Source organism: Ancylobacter lacus, assembly GCF_018390635.1.
GTDB classification, from domain to species: domain Bacteria; phylum Pseudomonadota; class Alphaproteobacteria; order Rhizobiales; family Xanthobacteraceae; genus Ancylobacter; species Ancylobacter lacus.
In genome coordinates, this window is the sequence record NZ_JAHBGE010000009.1 from 26,637 (window position 1) to 40,327 (window position 13,691).

Below are 13,691 nucleotides of genomic sequence, written 5' to 3' on the forward strand. Positions count from 1 at the left end.
CGACGTGCGACGTTTGGGATCCGGCACCCGCAAAGCCGCGCCGCCAGAGGCTTCGCAGGCTCTCGCGGGAAGGGGCGACGGGGTCGGCCGGACGACATGTCGCACCCGGCGTCCCGGGGCGCGGCGCGTCCGCGGGAGGCGGCGAGGTGCTCATCGCCCGAAACGGCCCGGCTCTTGCTAAGCTGCGGTGGTGCGCTGGTGTCATCGTCCGGCACACACGATCTTACCGTTCGCCTGCCACGACCGAAGCCGGCGTCGCCGTCCCCACCTGCGAAGACCCCACCGGAACCTGACATGTCCCAGCCCACCCCAGACTTCTCCCGCGGCGCCGCCTATGTAAACGGCACGTTCGTGCCCATGTCGGAGGCGAAGATCCCGCTGGGCGACTGGGGCTTCACCCGCTCCGACGTCACCTACGACGTCGCGCATGTGAAGCATGGCGGCTTCTTCCGGCTGGACGACCATCTCGACCGCTTCGAGACGTCGCTGGCCGGCTACCGCCTGACGCCGCCGGTGGACCGGGCCCAGATGCGCGAGATCGTAGGGCGGTGCGTCGCGCTGTCCGGGCTGCGCGAGGCCTTCGTCGCCATGCTCTCCACCCGCGGGGTGCCGCGCGTCTTCGGCTCGCGCAACCCGCATGATTGCGACAACACCTTCTATGCCTACGCCATTCCCTGGCTCGACGTGATCAAGCCGGACGTGCAGGAGCGCGGCGCGCACCTGCTGGTCGCCTCGGTGCCGCGCTTCTCCAGCCGCTCGCTCGACCCGACGCTGAAGAACTACAACTGGCGCGACCTCAGCCGCGGCGTGTTCGAGGCGCTGGACAGCGGCTACGACACCGCCCTGCTGCTGGACGACGACGGCTTCGTCACGGAAGGGCCGGGCTTCAACGTGTTCATCGTGAAGGGCGACGTCGTCACCACGCCGGACCGCGGCGCCCTCCTCGGCATCACCCGGCGTTCCGTGCTGGAACTCTGTCCCGAGCTGGGCCTGGAACCCCGCATCGCGCCGGTCACCTTCGACGACCTGATGGAGGCGGACGAGGTGTTCACCACGACCACCGCCGGCGGGGTGATGCCGTGCGCGCGGGTCAACGACCGAATCTACGGAAACGACCGCCCGGGTGAGATCAGCCTCAGGCTGAAGGCGCTGTACTGGCAGAAGCATGCCGAGGGCTGGCATATGACGCCGGTCAATTACGACGATCCCGAGCGCCCCTTCGCTGCCGGACTGACTCCCGAGGGAGAAAAGCGCCCATAACGCTTCTAAATTGCTACTATTCGTTGTGTTATTTCTGCACCGCAGCGATTTATATCGGATATGTCACCGGTTTTGATATTTTTTATCTTTTCCGCGCCGCACAACAGCCCTACTCTATTATAGATATTTTGTATCCAAAGGGGTGCCCTGGTGGGCCGTGCGCGCGTTCTTTCGCCTGTGGGCGCGTGGGCGCTCACAGGGCTCCTCACGCTTGCGTCGATGAGTGCGCTGCCGGTGTCCGCGCCGGCCCAGCATCTCGCCGCCCGTGAAGGGATGCCGACCCCTGCCGTGGTGCCTGACCGGCCGGCGGTTGTCGTGCCGCTGCCGACCACGACCCTCGCGCCGACGCTGGCCGCAGCCCCTGCCCTTGCGTCCCCGCCACCGCCCGGGCCGGCGGCCGATGTCTTCATGCCCCTCGCCCGCCGCCGCGGCTACGTGCTGGCGGGGCAGTTTCCCCGCCATGCGCCGCGGCAGCAGATGGCAACGGAGCTGAGGCTGTTCTCCAACGCCCTGCTCAGCCTCGCCGTCGCCCGCGCCATACGGGACAACCCCCAGGCCCTGCCCGATGTCGAGACGGTGGCCCTTCTGGCGCAGCGCTTCGTTCACCCCGACCGGATCCGGCAATGGCTGGCGCCCCTGCGGCCCGCCGGCCGCGCGGGCTCGGCGCCGGACTGGCTGCCCTCGCTGAACGAGGAGGGCATCCGGCAGGTGCTCTACGCCGCCCCCGACCGGGAGCGCTTCGCGGTGCTGAGCGATTTCGCGGCGCATACCCTGCCGCTCATCGCCCGCGCGGCGCCGCGCCTGCCGCTGGACATCGTCATCCCCGAGCAGGCCAGCGCCGGCTACTACGCTCCCGACCGGGGCGGCCTCGTGCTGGTCGACACGCCGGTGCGGTTTACGGTGGAGGCCGATATCCCGGTGAACGCCACGCTGGAGATCGACAACCGCGTCATCCCGGTCTCGGCCGACACGGCCCAGCGGTTACGCCAGCGAACCGGCAGCACGGTGACCCTGGCCGCGTTCGCCCGGCTCACCGGCATGGACCCGACCACCTGGATCAGCGGCGACCTGCTCGGCGTTCCCCTCTACGCCCTGGAACAGGTCGGCGGGTTCCGCCTCGACCTCACGCTGAAATGGGTGTCGAGCTATGCCGACCCGGACCTCACCGATCCCATCGCCGAGCTGCCGCTGACGCGCATGGAAGAGGAGAGCGGCGAGCCCGGCGGCCCCTCGCCACAGGCTCTCCTCACCCTGCGCTTGGCCGGGGAGCCGCTGATCCGCCTCGGCGGCACGGGCATCAAGCCGGACCCGGCGCCGCTGTCGGTGGAAAAGGCGCCGCCGCCCGAGCCGGCCGCCAGCATCGAGGCCATGGCGGCGGCAGACAGCCCGGCGATGAGCCCGGCGAACATTACCGGCACCCTGCCGGCCGGCCGGCAGCGGCGCCATTACGACATTGCCGGCCTCTCGCTCGACATGACGCCCGCCGCCGCGGAACAGATCCTGCGGCGCGGGCGGCTCACCCAGCGGTTGAGCTTCAGCCCCTACCGGCTGAGCCCGGCGCTCGGCTTCGATCAGGCCCGCCTCTTCATGAGCGCCGACAATCGGGAAACCGTCGCTCTGGTCGCCGACCCGGACCGGCCCGACGGTCGCCTGCTGGCCATCGGGCGTTATGTCGTTGCGGCCGAGCCGTATGTCCGCGAGGAGCTGGTACGGGCGATGCTCACCAAATATGGCGAGCCACGGGCCGTGAACGGGCCCTTCCTGGTCTGGGGCGGCCAGCCCGGCCGGGGCGATGTCCACGGCCCCTGCTTCATGCGGCTGGACCAGCCGGCGCGTGGCCGGTGGGCCGATGCCGACGGCACCCCGCCGAACTGGCCCGACCTGACCCCCTCGCGCACGCTGCAGGGCTTCCCCGGTCCCCGCGCCATGCCGTGGCCCAGCTTTCCGACCGTCGATGCGGAGTCCACCGACATCCGCGCCTGCGGCCCGACCGTCGCCGCATGGGTGCCGCTGACACCCGGCGCCAGGGATTACGCGGTGTGGCTCACCGACGTCAGCGCTTTTCCCGGCCCCGTCGGCAGGGTCCAATCCGGCTCGGCCGCCCCGCAGCGCCCACGGCTCTAGCCGGCCCGGCGGCATTCCCCTCATCGGTTCCCGAACGGGCAGGCGCCGTGACGCCACGGGCGCCCGCTTGATCCCGCAGGTCGGTCGTGCGAATGATACATTGTATCATTCATGATGGAGCCGGGACCATGCCGGATACACGACTGCCCGTCACCGTCCTCTCGGGGTTTCTCGGGGCGGGCAAGACCACCCTGCTCAACCACATCCTCGCCAATCGCGAGGGGTTGCGCGTCGCCGTCATCGTCAACGACATGTCGGAGGTGAACATCGATGCCGAGCTGGTCCGCTCGGGCGATGCCAATCTCTCGCACACCGAGGAAAAGCTGGTCGAAATGACCAATGGCTGCATCTGCTGCACCCTGCGCGACGACCTGCTGGCGGAGGTGCGCCGGCTCGCCAGCGAAGGGCGCTTCGACTACCTGCTCATCGAATCCACCGGCATCGCCGAACCGCTGCCCGTCGCCGCCACCTTCGATTTCCGCGACGAGGCCGGCTTCTCGCTCGCCGACATCGCCCGGCTCGACACCATGGTGACGGTGGTCGACGCCGCCAACCTGCTGCGCGATTTCGGCAGCCGGGACTTCCTCGCCCAGCGCGGCGAGACCGCGGGCGAGGACGACGCCCGCACGCTGGTCGACCTGCTGACGGACCAGATCGAGTTCGCCGACGTGATCGTGCTCAACAAGGTTTCCGCCGTGCCGCCGGAACGGCTGGCGCAGGTGCGCGGGGTGGTGAAGGCGCTCAACCCCGACGCCCGTCTCCTCGAGGCCGACCATGCCCGCGTGCCGCTCGCCGCGGTGCTCGGCACCGGGCTGTTCGACCTCGAGAAGGCGCAGGCCGCCCCGCTCTGGTTCAAGGAGCTGAACGGCTTCCGCGACCATGTGCCGGAGACCGAGGAATACGGCGTCTCCAGCTTCGTCTACCGCGCCCGCCGGCCCTTCCATCCCGAACGGTTCAACGCCTTCCTCGCCCGCACCTGGCCGGGACTGGTGCGGGCCAAGGGGCTGTTCTGGCTCGCCACCCGGCCGAAGCGGGTCGGCGAGATGTCGCTGGCCGGGGCGATCTGCCGGACCGGCACCATCGGCCGCTGGTGGGCCGGCATTCCCGCCGAGCACTGGCCGACCCAGCCGGACTGGCGCTCCTGGCTGCGCAGCCACTGGGTGCCCGGCTATGGCGATCGCCGGCAGGAGCTGGTCTTCATCGGCGTGCGCATGGACGAGGCGGCGATCCGCGCCGCGCTGGACGCCTGCCTCGTCGGCCCCACCGATCCGGCGGCCTACGACCCCACCGCCCTCGCCGATCTGCCCGACCCCTTCCCCGTCTGGGCCGAGGCCACCGCTCCCGCGCTGGCGTGAGGCCACGGCGACGCCGCCTGTGCTGAACGACCAGCACAGGCGGCCCATTTCCTGCATGCCTGCTTCGACATGGTCACCACGCGGTGGCCCGGAAACGGGAGGCGGGCATGACGCGGACGCCGTCGCAGCAGCCGGAGCCGGCGGAGCCGGAACGCACCGCAACGCCACCGGCAGGAGCGGGAGAGGCTGCGGCCGGCGGGCTGGACTGGACCCAGTCCGCCCAGGCGCTCGCCAGTGTCGCCGGGCTCGACATCGCGGTGCGGGTCAAGGCGCTGGAAGAGCTGCTCACCCGCAAGGGTCTGGTCGACCCGCAGGCGCTCGACGCGGTGGTCGACCTCTACGAAAACCGCATCGGCCCGCGCAACGGCGCCCGCGTGGTGGCGCGGGCCTGGACCGACCCCGCCTACCGCGCCCGTCTGCTCGCCGACGCCGATGCCGCCATCGCCGAGCTCGGCTTCACCGGTGCGCAGGGCGAGAACATGGTGGTGCTGGAAAATACGGCAGAGGTCCATAATGTGATCGTCTGCACCCTGTGCTCCTGCTACCCGTGGCCGGTGCTCGGCCTGCCGCCGAACTGGTACAAGAGCATGCCGTACCGCTCCCGCATCGTGCGCGAGCCCCGCGCCGTGCTGGCCGAGTTCGGCACGGTGCTGCCCGCCTCCACCGAGGTGCGGGTGTGGGACAGCAATTCGGAGCTGCGCTACATGGTGCTGCCCCGCCGCCCCGCCGGGACCGAAGGGCTGGACGCCGAGGCGCTCGCCGCCCTCGTCACCCGCGACAGCATGATCGGGGTGGCCGAGGCCCGCCAGCCGGAGCGCGCGGCATGAACACGGTGCACGATTGCGGCGGCATGGACGGCTTCGGCCCGGTGGTGCCGCCCGGCTATGACGGCAGCGAGCCGGTCTTCAAGCAGGAATGGGAAAGCCGGATGTTCGCCGTGTTCATGGCGACCATCATCGGCGGGCTGTTCACCGACGAGGCGTTCCGCCAGTCGCGCGAACGGCTCGACCCCGCGCTCTACCTCACCCGGCCCTATTACGAACAATGGTGGTTCGCCGTCGCCCGGCTGCTGCTGGAAAGCGGCGCCATCACGCCCGGAGAGTTTGCCGCCGCCCTCGCGAAAGCGGGAGAGGCGGGCGCGGCAGCCGTGGCGGAGGGCGCACGATGAGCTTCGGCCCCGAGGAGATCGTCGCGCTGGTTCACCAGGGCGCCACCACCCGGGTCGCCGCGCCGGACGCGCCACCCCGCTTCGCCCCCGGCGACCGGGTGCTGACCCGCAACCTCAACCCGCCGACCCACACCCGCCTGCCACGCTACTGTCGGGGCAAGCGGGGCGAGGTGGTGCGGGTGCACGGCGTCTACGCCTATCCCGATGCCCGGGCACTGGGGGACGACGCGGCGCGGGAATATTGCTACGCCGTCCGCTTCACCGCTCGGGAACTGTGGGGGGATGGCGCGGCGGCCGGCGACACCCTCACCATCGACATGCACGACAGTTACCTGCTGCCGGACCCGGCGGCATGAGCGCGCCCCGGCCCGACATCCCGGACCTTCCGTGGCTCGACCGGCCGGAGACCTTCGCCGCGCCGTGGGAGGCGAAGGCGTTCGCTCTGGTCGTCACGCTGCACGAGGCCGGACTGTTCGGCTGGCGCGAATTCGCCGACCGCCTGAGCGCGGAAATCCATGCCAACCCGGACGAGGCCTATTACCGCTGCTGGTTCGCCGCCGCGGTGCGGCTGCTGGCGGAAAAGGCGATCATCGACCCGCGCGTTCTGGCGGTGCAGGCGCAGGCCGTCGCCGCCTTCCGCCGGGCCGACCACCAGCATGTCGCCCGCACCGGGCCGATCGCGGTGGCGCCGGGCCGGCCGGAGGCGCCGCCGCCGTGAGGCGCGGCAGAGGCCGGCCCGCTGGGTTGAGCCCGCTCACCCCTTGAGATAGCTCTCGGCCGTGTCCAGCGCCTTGCCGCAGGCCTGGGCGTCGCCACGGGCATCGGCGTCGCGGGCGGTGCGCAGCGCGTCGCTCAGCTCCCGCTGATGAATGACGGGCTGCTGGCCCTGGCCGTTGCCCTGCGCGGTCTGGGCGGCGGTGGGCTGGCCCTCGGTCTGGGCGCGGACATCGGCCGCCGAGGCGGCGCGGTTGCCGAGCGCGGTATTCATCCCCGGGGTGCCCGCGGTTCCCGGCGTATCGCCGGCCTTGGGCACCTGCCGCGGCGTCGCGGCAACCGTACCGTCGCTGCCGCCGGTGGTGGAGGCGGTCGGGCCGGAGCCGGCATCGGTGGCGTTCAGGGTCTTCTCGATCTGGGTGATGCGGCCGGCGCAGGGGCCGGCGAGCGCGGGTCCGGCGATCAGGACCAGCGTGCCGGCGAGGCCGACGATGTGGTGACGGGCGTTCATGCGTTCCTCCATGCCCGGCTTATGCGCCGGTTCGCTGCCGCGGAGCGCGGACCCGGGCTCAACACCCAGTTCAAGGGCTTGTTCCGCTTGCGGTAGCCGGCGCCGGACCGGCGACATCGCGCACGGCCGGGCCGGTCGCGGTCTCGATCTGCTCGGCAAGGCGGCTGCGACAGAGCGACATCGACGCGTTGTGCCCGGCGTCGGAGGAGGAGCGAACCGCGTCTTCCACGAGCTTCACGCGGTAGCCACCATCCGCCGCGAAGGCGGAGGAGCGCGGCCGGGCGGCGATCGCGCGGGTGGGCGACTCGGGCGAGCGCGCGCAGCCGTTCCAGCATGTCCGCCGGCAGGCGCGCCCGCGTGACCGCCTCCCGGCGGCGATGGACTCCTCGCCATGCCCCGACCGCGTCCTCGGCATGCACCGCGGGATGAAGCGGGTGAAGAGGTTGTGCCCGGCGAACCGCCCGGCAAGGTGACGAACTACCGGCGGCACCCGCTCCATCCACGGCGTCGGCCTTGGCCCTGCGGCCCGAACGGTTTCTGCAGGTCGACGCACGGGTGCGCCGTTCCCGCCCAGGGGCCGCCGTGGATGCGGGCGGCGGCGCCCTGAACCATGTCGTCCTCCGCCTGTCGCCTCGCACCGGCTCTCCGCTGGGCAACCGATGGCGAAGCCTGGGGGGCAGGCGGACGTATGCGAGGATGGACGCTGGGTAAGCCGCTGCGATGTCGTCGCGTCGCGGCGTTCCTCATGCTAGGGCATGCGCGAACGACGCCGGAACCCCGCATCATGCCGCCCATCCCTGATTCTTCCCGCATTTCCGTGGTCATCCCGGCCTATGAGGAGGCCGGGAATATCGGCCGTCTCGTCGCCGAGACCTTCGAGGCCATTCCCGCCGAGCGGATGGGCGAGGTGATCGTGGTGGACGATTGCAGCGCCGATGCCACCGGCGCCGAGGTCAAGGCGCTGCTGACCCGCTTTCCCCGGCTGCGCTATCTGCGCCACGCCACCCGGGCCGGGCAGAGCGCGGCGCTGCGCAGCGGCGTGCTCGCCGCGCGCTTTCCCATCATCGCCACCATGGACGGCGACGGCCAGAACGTGCCGGCAGACATTCCCCATCTGCTGGCGAAACTGGGGGGACCGGAGGGCGGCCCGGCGCTGGTGGGCGGCATCCGCGCCCGGCGCCTCGCGACCGGGTCGCGCCGTTTCGCCTCGCGCTTCGCCAACGGGCTGCGGGCCCGGCTCTTGAAGGACGACTGCCCCGACACCGGCTGCGGCATCAAGGCCTATCGCCGCGACGCCTTCCTGCTGCTGCCGTTCTTCACCAGCATGCACCGCTACCTGCCGGCGCTGTTCCTGAGCTACGGCCATGAGGTGGCCTATGTCCCGGTCGGAGACCGGCCACGGCTGGCGGGCCAGTCGAAATACACCAATTTCGGCCGGGCGCTGATCGGGATCTACGACCTGTTCGGCGTCACCTGGCTGAGGCGCCGCACCCTGATGCCGCGTATCGCGGAAGACGCGGCGGCACCGAAAGACAGCGCCAGCCGACCCGCCGAGACGAGCTGAGACCCTGCCGCCTGAAGCTGACGCCCCGCCGCAGCCGCCAGAGCGCGGCCCCGCCGCGCCGCGGCGAGGGCGAGATCATGCAGGGCGTAGTTGCACTCGATCCCGATCCGGGTGAGGCGGACTTCCATCCGCGGGTCGGAGAAGGCGGCGGCCCAGCGGCCATAGAGCAGCCGGTGCAGCACCGTCGCCAGCGTCGCGATCAGCGCGATGGAGATGGTGACATCGGAGAGGAAATGGCCGCCAAAGGCCACCCGGTTCATCGACACCATCACCACGAAGACGCCGATCAGAAGCCCGGCGGTCCTGCGCCGGGCCGGCGGCACGAAGGCGACCAGCGGCAGCAGGCAGGCCACCAGCGCCGCCTCGCCGGAGACGAAGGAGCGATGGCCGAGCACCTCCCCCCCCATGTGCCAGGCCGGCAGAAAGGCGCTGGCGCCGCCGAAATCGGACACGTTCACCGGCCTCGGCCGGTCCATAACCGCCTTGAGCACGCCGTTCACCAGCAGCGCCGGGCCCAGCAGGTAGAGCGAGACGAAGTAGAGCGCTAAGCGCGGCGAGCACAGGCTGCGGCGCAGCGGGCTCAGCAGCTTGAGAACGAGTGTGGCGCCGAGCAGCAGCACCACGGTGAGCGGCACCAGCGAGCCGACCTCGCGCAGGGTGCGCAGCACGCCCACATGCTTTGCCGCGAAACCCGCGGCCGGATCGTAGAACAGCTCAGAGACCGCGAGGTCGATGCCCGGGAAGGTGATGAACAGCGCCGAGAGCAGCAGCGTCGCCGCCACGCAGCCTGCGAGAAGGCGGTCCTGCAGGAAAACCTGCCCGGCCACCCTCGCCCGTTCCCAGCCCGGCATCCCCGCCCCCCTTCCGCACATTCCCGGCGCCTCCCGTAAGGCGCCGAACATCACGGTGTCACGACAGCGCCGTGACAATCCATGCCCTGGATCAATTCTATACCGTTCGTACGGCGACGGTACTGCGACGGATCATCAGCCGACCGAGCCCGACGGGCTCTCCGGTACCGCCGCCGCGCCGCTGTCCACCGGCAGGCCGGAACGCTCGCGGGTGATGAAATACAGGTTGCGGACATAGATCAGCAGCCCCGCCGCCTGTCCGACGATGAAGACCGGGTCCTGCCGGTAGATGGCGTAGACCAGCAGCGTCGTCCCGCCGAGCAGCGAGAACACCCAGAACGCCATCGGCACCACCGACTTGCGGGCCCGCTCGCTGGCGATCCACTGCAGCAGGAACCGCGTGGTGAACAGGCCCTGCCCGACGAAGCCGAACACCAGCCAGGGGTCGAACGGAAAGTTCATGGAAGGCTCCCTCGGGTCCGGCCAGTGGCCGGTGTCCTTGTGTGTAATGGCTTGCCGGCAAGATCAAGGCGAACCGGCACCGAGAAGCGACATGGTCAGCAGCCGGCCATTGCCGGTGTTAAGCCCGGTCACGGTGTCGAGCAGGCGCGGCGCCGGTCCGCCGCGTGCGGCCTGACGGGCATCGAACGCCGCCTTCTGGCGGTCGGAGACGATCGCCACCCGGCAGCCCGGTCCGGCGAGGAAATCGGCCGCGGCGGCGCCGTCGCCGAGACCGGTGTCCTTGCCGAGATAGAACAGCGCGCTCGCCTCGCTGTAGCCGGCGACGAAGAGCTGCGGCGCCGTGCACGGCGCGTGCGCCGCCACCGCCGCCGCCAGCCGGGGCGACAGCCACACCATGTCGAGCCGGGGGGCGACCACGCCGAAGCCCAGCCCGTAGAGCGCCACCGCCGCCGCGAACAGCCAGCGATAGGCCGTGGGCAGCGCCCCCGCCAGCGCCCGCCGCCCGGCCATGACGCCCGCCACCAGCCCGGCCAGCGCCAGCGCGAAGGACAGCGGCACCCATTGCTGCTGCAGCACCACCAGCGCCGCCGGCAGGGCGAAGGCGCTTGCCACCGCCCCGGCAGCGGCGGCCACCACCAGCCAGCGGGCCCAGCGCGGCGCCGGGTCGAGCCGGGGGGAATAGGCCGCCGCGCCCGCCAGCAGCGCGATGGCGGGGTAGGCCGGCAGGGTGTAGTGCGGCAGCTTGGTCGCGATCAGCTCGAACACGATCCAGAACGGGAGGATCCAGGCCAGCAGGAAGCGCACCTCGCGCTGCCGGCGATGTTCCCACACCCACGGCACGGCGGCGGCGGCCAGCGCCGCGCCGGGCCAGAACGCGATGAAGAAGGCGGCGAGATGGGCGCCCGGCGGGGCGCCGTGGGATTCCTGTCCCGCCGCCACCTTGCCGAGCAGGTCGTTGCCCACCGCCTCATGAAAGAAGTCGAGCCCGGAGGAGAGCGCGATGGCGATGACCCAGGGCAGCACGATCAGCGCCAGCACCGGCACCCCGACCTTCGGGCGCAGCCGGGCCAGCCAGCCGGCGCGGCGGTCCACGATGAGCAGCGCGAGGATGGTGAGCGCCGCCAGCATCGGGACGATGGGGCCCTTCAGCAATATGCCCGCGCCCATGGCGCACCAGAACAGCAGCGCCGGCCCCAGCCGGCGCGGCGCCTCGGCCGGGGCGAGGTAGCACAGCAGCAGCGCGAGCTGCCCGGCCACCGCCGCGGCGAGCTGGGTGGCGTCGGTCTTGGCGAGCCGCGCCTCGCCGTTCAGCACGAGGCAGGTGGCGAGCAGCGCCGCCCCCAGCAGCGCCGCGCGCGGACCGAACAGCCGCACGCCGATGGCGTGGGTCATCAGCACCGCGAGGATGGCGGCGATCAGCGAGGGCAGCCGCAACACCCAGATCGGCGCGGCGCCGTCGCCATGGCCGGTGAGATGGGCGGCGGCGCTCTGCAGCCAGTAGATGCCGATGGGTTTCTTGAAGCGCGGCTCGGCGCCGAGCCGCGGCGTCACATAATCCCCGCTCGCCAGCATCTGGCGGGTGGCCTGGGCGAAGCGGGCTTCGTCGCGGTCGACGGCAGGGAGGTGGAACAGCCCCGGCACCATCACCGCGAGGCAGAGCGCGACCAGCAGCACCCGGGCGACGACGGCGTTCGCCGCCAGCGCCGCCAGCCAGCGCCGTGGCGCCGCCGCTTCCGCGCCGGCCATCGATCCCGTGGTGTCCGCCATACGCCCTCACGCCGCGTCGCCGGCAGACCTGCTGCGGGCGTTCCATGGCGGACGTATGACACGGCCGGGCGGGGCCGCGAAAGATCACCAAGCGTCAGCCGCCGGGGCGGCAGGGCGCCGCGCCCGAAGCCGGGGCCGCTGGCGTCAGTCCGGCAGGCCGGGCTCGACCAGAATCGCGTTGGATTCCGCCCACCATTGAAAGGCGTTGCTGGCCTCGATGACCTCTTCGGTGCTGTCGGCGGCCTGAAGCCGGCGGATCAGCCCCTCCTGGTCGCCTTTCGGCTGGGGATTGGCGGTGGCGAAAGCCAGCGCCTCCTCGAGGGTCTCGATCTCGAAGACGGCGGAGCCGGCGCGCACGCGCAGCGGGGGCATGAGGCGGGTGGTGTTGGTATCCATGGCGAATCAATGCCGCAGCGCCCCGTCGGTTCCGCGCGTGGGTCACCGCGCCCGGCATGGCCGAAGGCGGCACCGACGCTCTTGCCCGCCCCTCGCCGCCACCGCATGATCCGCGCCCGCATCAACACTGTTTCCACGGAGTGAACCATGGATCTGGGACTTAAGGGGCTGCGCGCGCTCGTCACCGGCGGCACCAAGGGCATCGGCCGGGCCATTGCCGAGACCTTCGCGGCGGAGGGCGCCGACATCGCCATCTGCGCGCGCAAGGCGGAGGAGGTGGACGCCGCGGTCGCCGCCCTCGCCGCCAAGGGCGTGCGCGCCACCGGCCGCGCGGTGGATGTCGCGGACGGTCCCGGCCTCGCCGCCTGGGTGAAGGACGTGGGGGAGGAATTCGGCGGGCTCGACATCGTGGTGGCGAATGTCAGCGCGCTGGCCATCGGCCAGGACGAGGCGAGCTGGAACGCCAGCTACCAGACCGACATGATGGGCACGGTGCGGCTGGTGGATGCCGCCATGCCGTGGCTGGAGGCCAGCAAGGCCGCCGCCATCGTCACCATCTCCAGCGTGTCCGGCCGCGAGGTGGATTTCGCCGCCGGGCCCTACGGCACCTTCAAGGCGGCGATCATCCACTACACCCAGGGCCTCGCCTTCCAGCTCGCGGCCAAGAACATCCGCGCCAACACGGTCTCGCCGGGCAATACCTATTTCGAGGGCGGCGTCTGGAACCAGATCAAGGACGGCAACCCCGAGCTCTACGCCACCGCCCTCGCCCTCAACCCCACCGGGCGCATGGGCACGCCGCAGGAAATGGCCAATGCCGCCGTGTTCCTGGCGAGCCCGGCCGCCAGCTTCATCACCGGCACAAATCTGGTGGTGGACGGCGCCCTGACCCGGGGCGTGCAGTTCTGAGACCGGCGCCGCCGGCATGGGCGAAAAGGGCCGGGGCACCCTGCCCCGGCCCGGTTTCCCGGCGCCGCGGCAAGGCCGCCCGTTCCCGATCGCCGCGACCGGCGCGGCGATCCCGTTCTTGATGCGGCCGACGCGCTCAGTCCTGTCCGGGGTCGCCGGTGAGGCCGGCGGCGGCGATGCCGGCCAGCGCGGCGGCCTCGTCATTGTCCGAGGTGTCGCCGGAAATGCCGACCGCGCCGACGATCTCGCCCGCGGCGTCGCGGATCAGCACCCCGCCCGGCACCGGCACCAGCGCGCCGCCCGCGACATGGGACACCGAGGCGACGAAGAAGGCCTGCTCCTTCGCCCGCTTGAAGATGGAGCGCGAACCGATGCCGAGCGCAAGCGCGCCATAGGCCTTGCCATGGGCGATCTCGCTGCGCTTGAGGGCGGAGCCGTCCTCGATCGCGGCGGCCTTGAGCGCGCCGCGGGCGTCGAGCACCACGACGCCCATCGGCTTGAAGCCGCCGGCGCGGCAGTGGTCCAGAGCGGTGGCGACAATGGTCTGCGCCGCCTGGAGGGTCAGGGTGGTCATGGCGTCCTCGCACAGGGTTCGGCCCGCCTCGGGCGG

The 13,691-nt window shown here is 71.5% G+C and carries 15 protein-coding genes; 9 read left to right on the forward strand and 6 right to left on the reverse strand.

Going from position 1 to position 13,691, the window contains the following annotated elements; translation table 11 throughout:
- Positions 1-294: 294 nt before the first annotated feature.
- The 7 genes from KHC27_RS02435 to KHC27_RS02465 all read left to right on the forward strand — a co-directional run bounded on the left by KHC27_RS02435 (position 295) and on the right by KHC27_RS02465 (position 6,625).
- Entirely contained in the window at positions 295-1,260 is a 966-nt protein-coding gene (locus tag KHC27_RS02435) for an aminotransferase class IV (protein ID WP_213334606.1), read from the forward strand.
- Positions 1,261-1,479: 219 nt separating this feature from the next.
- Positions 1,480-3,384 carry a hypothetical protein gene (locus tag KHC27_RS02440; RefSeq protein ID WP_213334608.1) on the forward strand — a complete coding sequence of 635 codons (1,905 nt, stop codon included), beginning with the start codon at positions 1,480-1,482 and terminating at the stop codon, positions 3,382-3,384.
- A gap of 128 nt (positions 3,385-3,512) precedes the next feature.
- On the forward strand, positions 3,513-4,739 hold the full coding sequence (gene zigA / locus KHC27_RS02445) for a zinc metallochaperone GTPase ZigA (RefSeq protein WP_213334610.1): 1,227 nt from the start codon (positions 3,513-3,515) through the stop codon (positions 4,737-4,739).
- Positions 4,740-4,846: 107 nt separating this feature from the next.
- Positions 4,847-5,566, forward strand: a complete 720-nt coding sequence (gene nthA / locus KHC27_RS02450; protein WP_213334611.1) for a nitrile hydratase subunit alpha — start codon at positions 4,847-4,849, stop codon at positions 5,564-5,566.
- A complete protein-coding gene (locus KHC27_RS21810) occupies positions 5,563-5,907 on the forward strand; it encodes an SH3-like domain-containing protein (protein WP_213334614.1) in 345 nt (114 codons plus the stop codon). Before nthA ends, KHC27_RS21810 begins: the two co-directional genes overlap by 4 nt.
- The gene (locus KHC27_RS21815; RefSeq protein WP_213334616.1) at positions 5,904-6,263 is read left to right on the forward strand and encodes an SH3-like domain-containing protein; all 360 of its coding nucleotides are present in this window, start codon (positions 5,904-5,906) and stop codon (positions 6,261-6,263) included. The genes KHC27_RS21810 and KHC27_RS21815 overlap by 4 nt, the downstream gene beginning before the upstream one ends.
- On the forward strand, positions 6,260-6,625 hold the full coding sequence (locus KHC27_RS02465; protein ID WP_213334618.1) for a nitrile hydratase accessory protein: 366 nt from the start codon (positions 6,260-6,262) through the stop codon (positions 6,623-6,625). Before KHC27_RS21815 ends, KHC27_RS02465 begins: the two co-directional genes overlap by 4 nt.
- Before the next feature lie 36 nt (positions 6,626-6,661).
- Here the strand turns inward: KHC27_RS02465 and KHC27_RS02470 are convergent, their stop codons facing one another.
- Positions 6,662-7,132, reverse strand: a complete 471-nt coding sequence (locus KHC27_RS02470) for a hypothetical protein (RefSeq protein ID WP_246518728.1) — start codon at positions 7,130-7,132, stop codon at positions 6,662-6,664.
- A 784-nt stretch (positions 7,133-7,916) separates the two neighbouring features.
- On the opposite strand from KHC27_RS02470, the gene KHC27_RS02475 reads away from it, so the two are divergent.
- Entirely contained in the window at positions 7,917-8,696 is a 780-nt protein-coding gene (locus KHC27_RS02475; protein ID WP_213334620.1) for a glycosyltransferase family 2 protein, read from the forward strand.
- Here the strand turns inward: KHC27_RS02475 and KHC27_RS21820 are convergent.
- The 4 genes from KHC27_RS21820 to KHC27_RS02495 form a co-directional block, all read right to left on the reverse strand.
- Positions 8,585-9,523 carry a phosphatase PAP2 family protein gene (locus tag KHC27_RS21820; RefSeq protein WP_213334623.1) on the reverse strand — a complete coding sequence of 313 codons (939 nt, stop codon included), beginning with the start codon at positions 9,521-9,523 and terminating at the stop codon, positions 8,585-8,587. The genes KHC27_RS02475 and KHC27_RS21820 overlap by 112 nt on opposite strands.
- A gap of 159 nt (positions 9,524-9,682) precedes the next feature.
- Positions 9,683-10,009 carry a lipid-A-disaccharide synthase N-terminal domain-containing protein gene (locus KHC27_RS02485; RefSeq protein ID WP_213334625.1) on the reverse strand — a complete coding sequence of 109 codons (327 nt, stop codon included), beginning with the start codon at positions 10,007-10,009 and terminating at the stop codon, positions 9,683-9,685.
- Between the two features lie 63 nt (positions 10,010-10,072).
- The gene (locus KHC27_RS02490; protein ID WP_213334627.1) at positions 10,073-11,776 is read right to left on the reverse strand and encodes an ArnT family glycosyltransferase; all 1,704 of its coding nucleotides are present in this window, start codon (positions 11,774-11,776) and stop codon (positions 10,073-10,075) included.
- Positions 11,777-11,920: 144 nt separating this feature from the next.
- Positions 11,921-12,172, reverse strand: coding sequence for a hypothetical protein (locus tag KHC27_RS02495; RefSeq protein ID WP_213334630.1), 252 nt, complete (start codon positions 12,170-12,172; stop codon positions 11,921-11,923).
- 147 nt (positions 12,173-12,319) lie between these two features.
- Between KHC27_RS02495 and KHC27_RS02500 the strand changes: the two genes are divergently transcribed.
- Positions 12,320-13,081, forward strand: a complete 762-nt coding sequence (locus KHC27_RS02500) for an SDR family NAD(P)-dependent oxidoreductase (protein ID WP_213334631.1) — start codon at positions 12,320-12,322, stop codon at positions 13,079-13,081.
- Between the two features lie 136 nt (positions 13,082-13,217).
- On the opposite strand, the gene KHC27_RS02505 is transcribed toward KHC27_RS02500, so the two are convergent.
- The gene (locus tag KHC27_RS02505) at positions 13,218-13,655 is read right to left on the reverse strand and encodes a GlcG/HbpS family heme-binding protein (protein WP_213334633.1); all 438 of its coding nucleotides are present in this window, start codon (positions 13,653-13,655) and stop codon (positions 13,218-13,220) included.
- Positions 13,656-13,691: the final 36 nt, after the last annotated feature.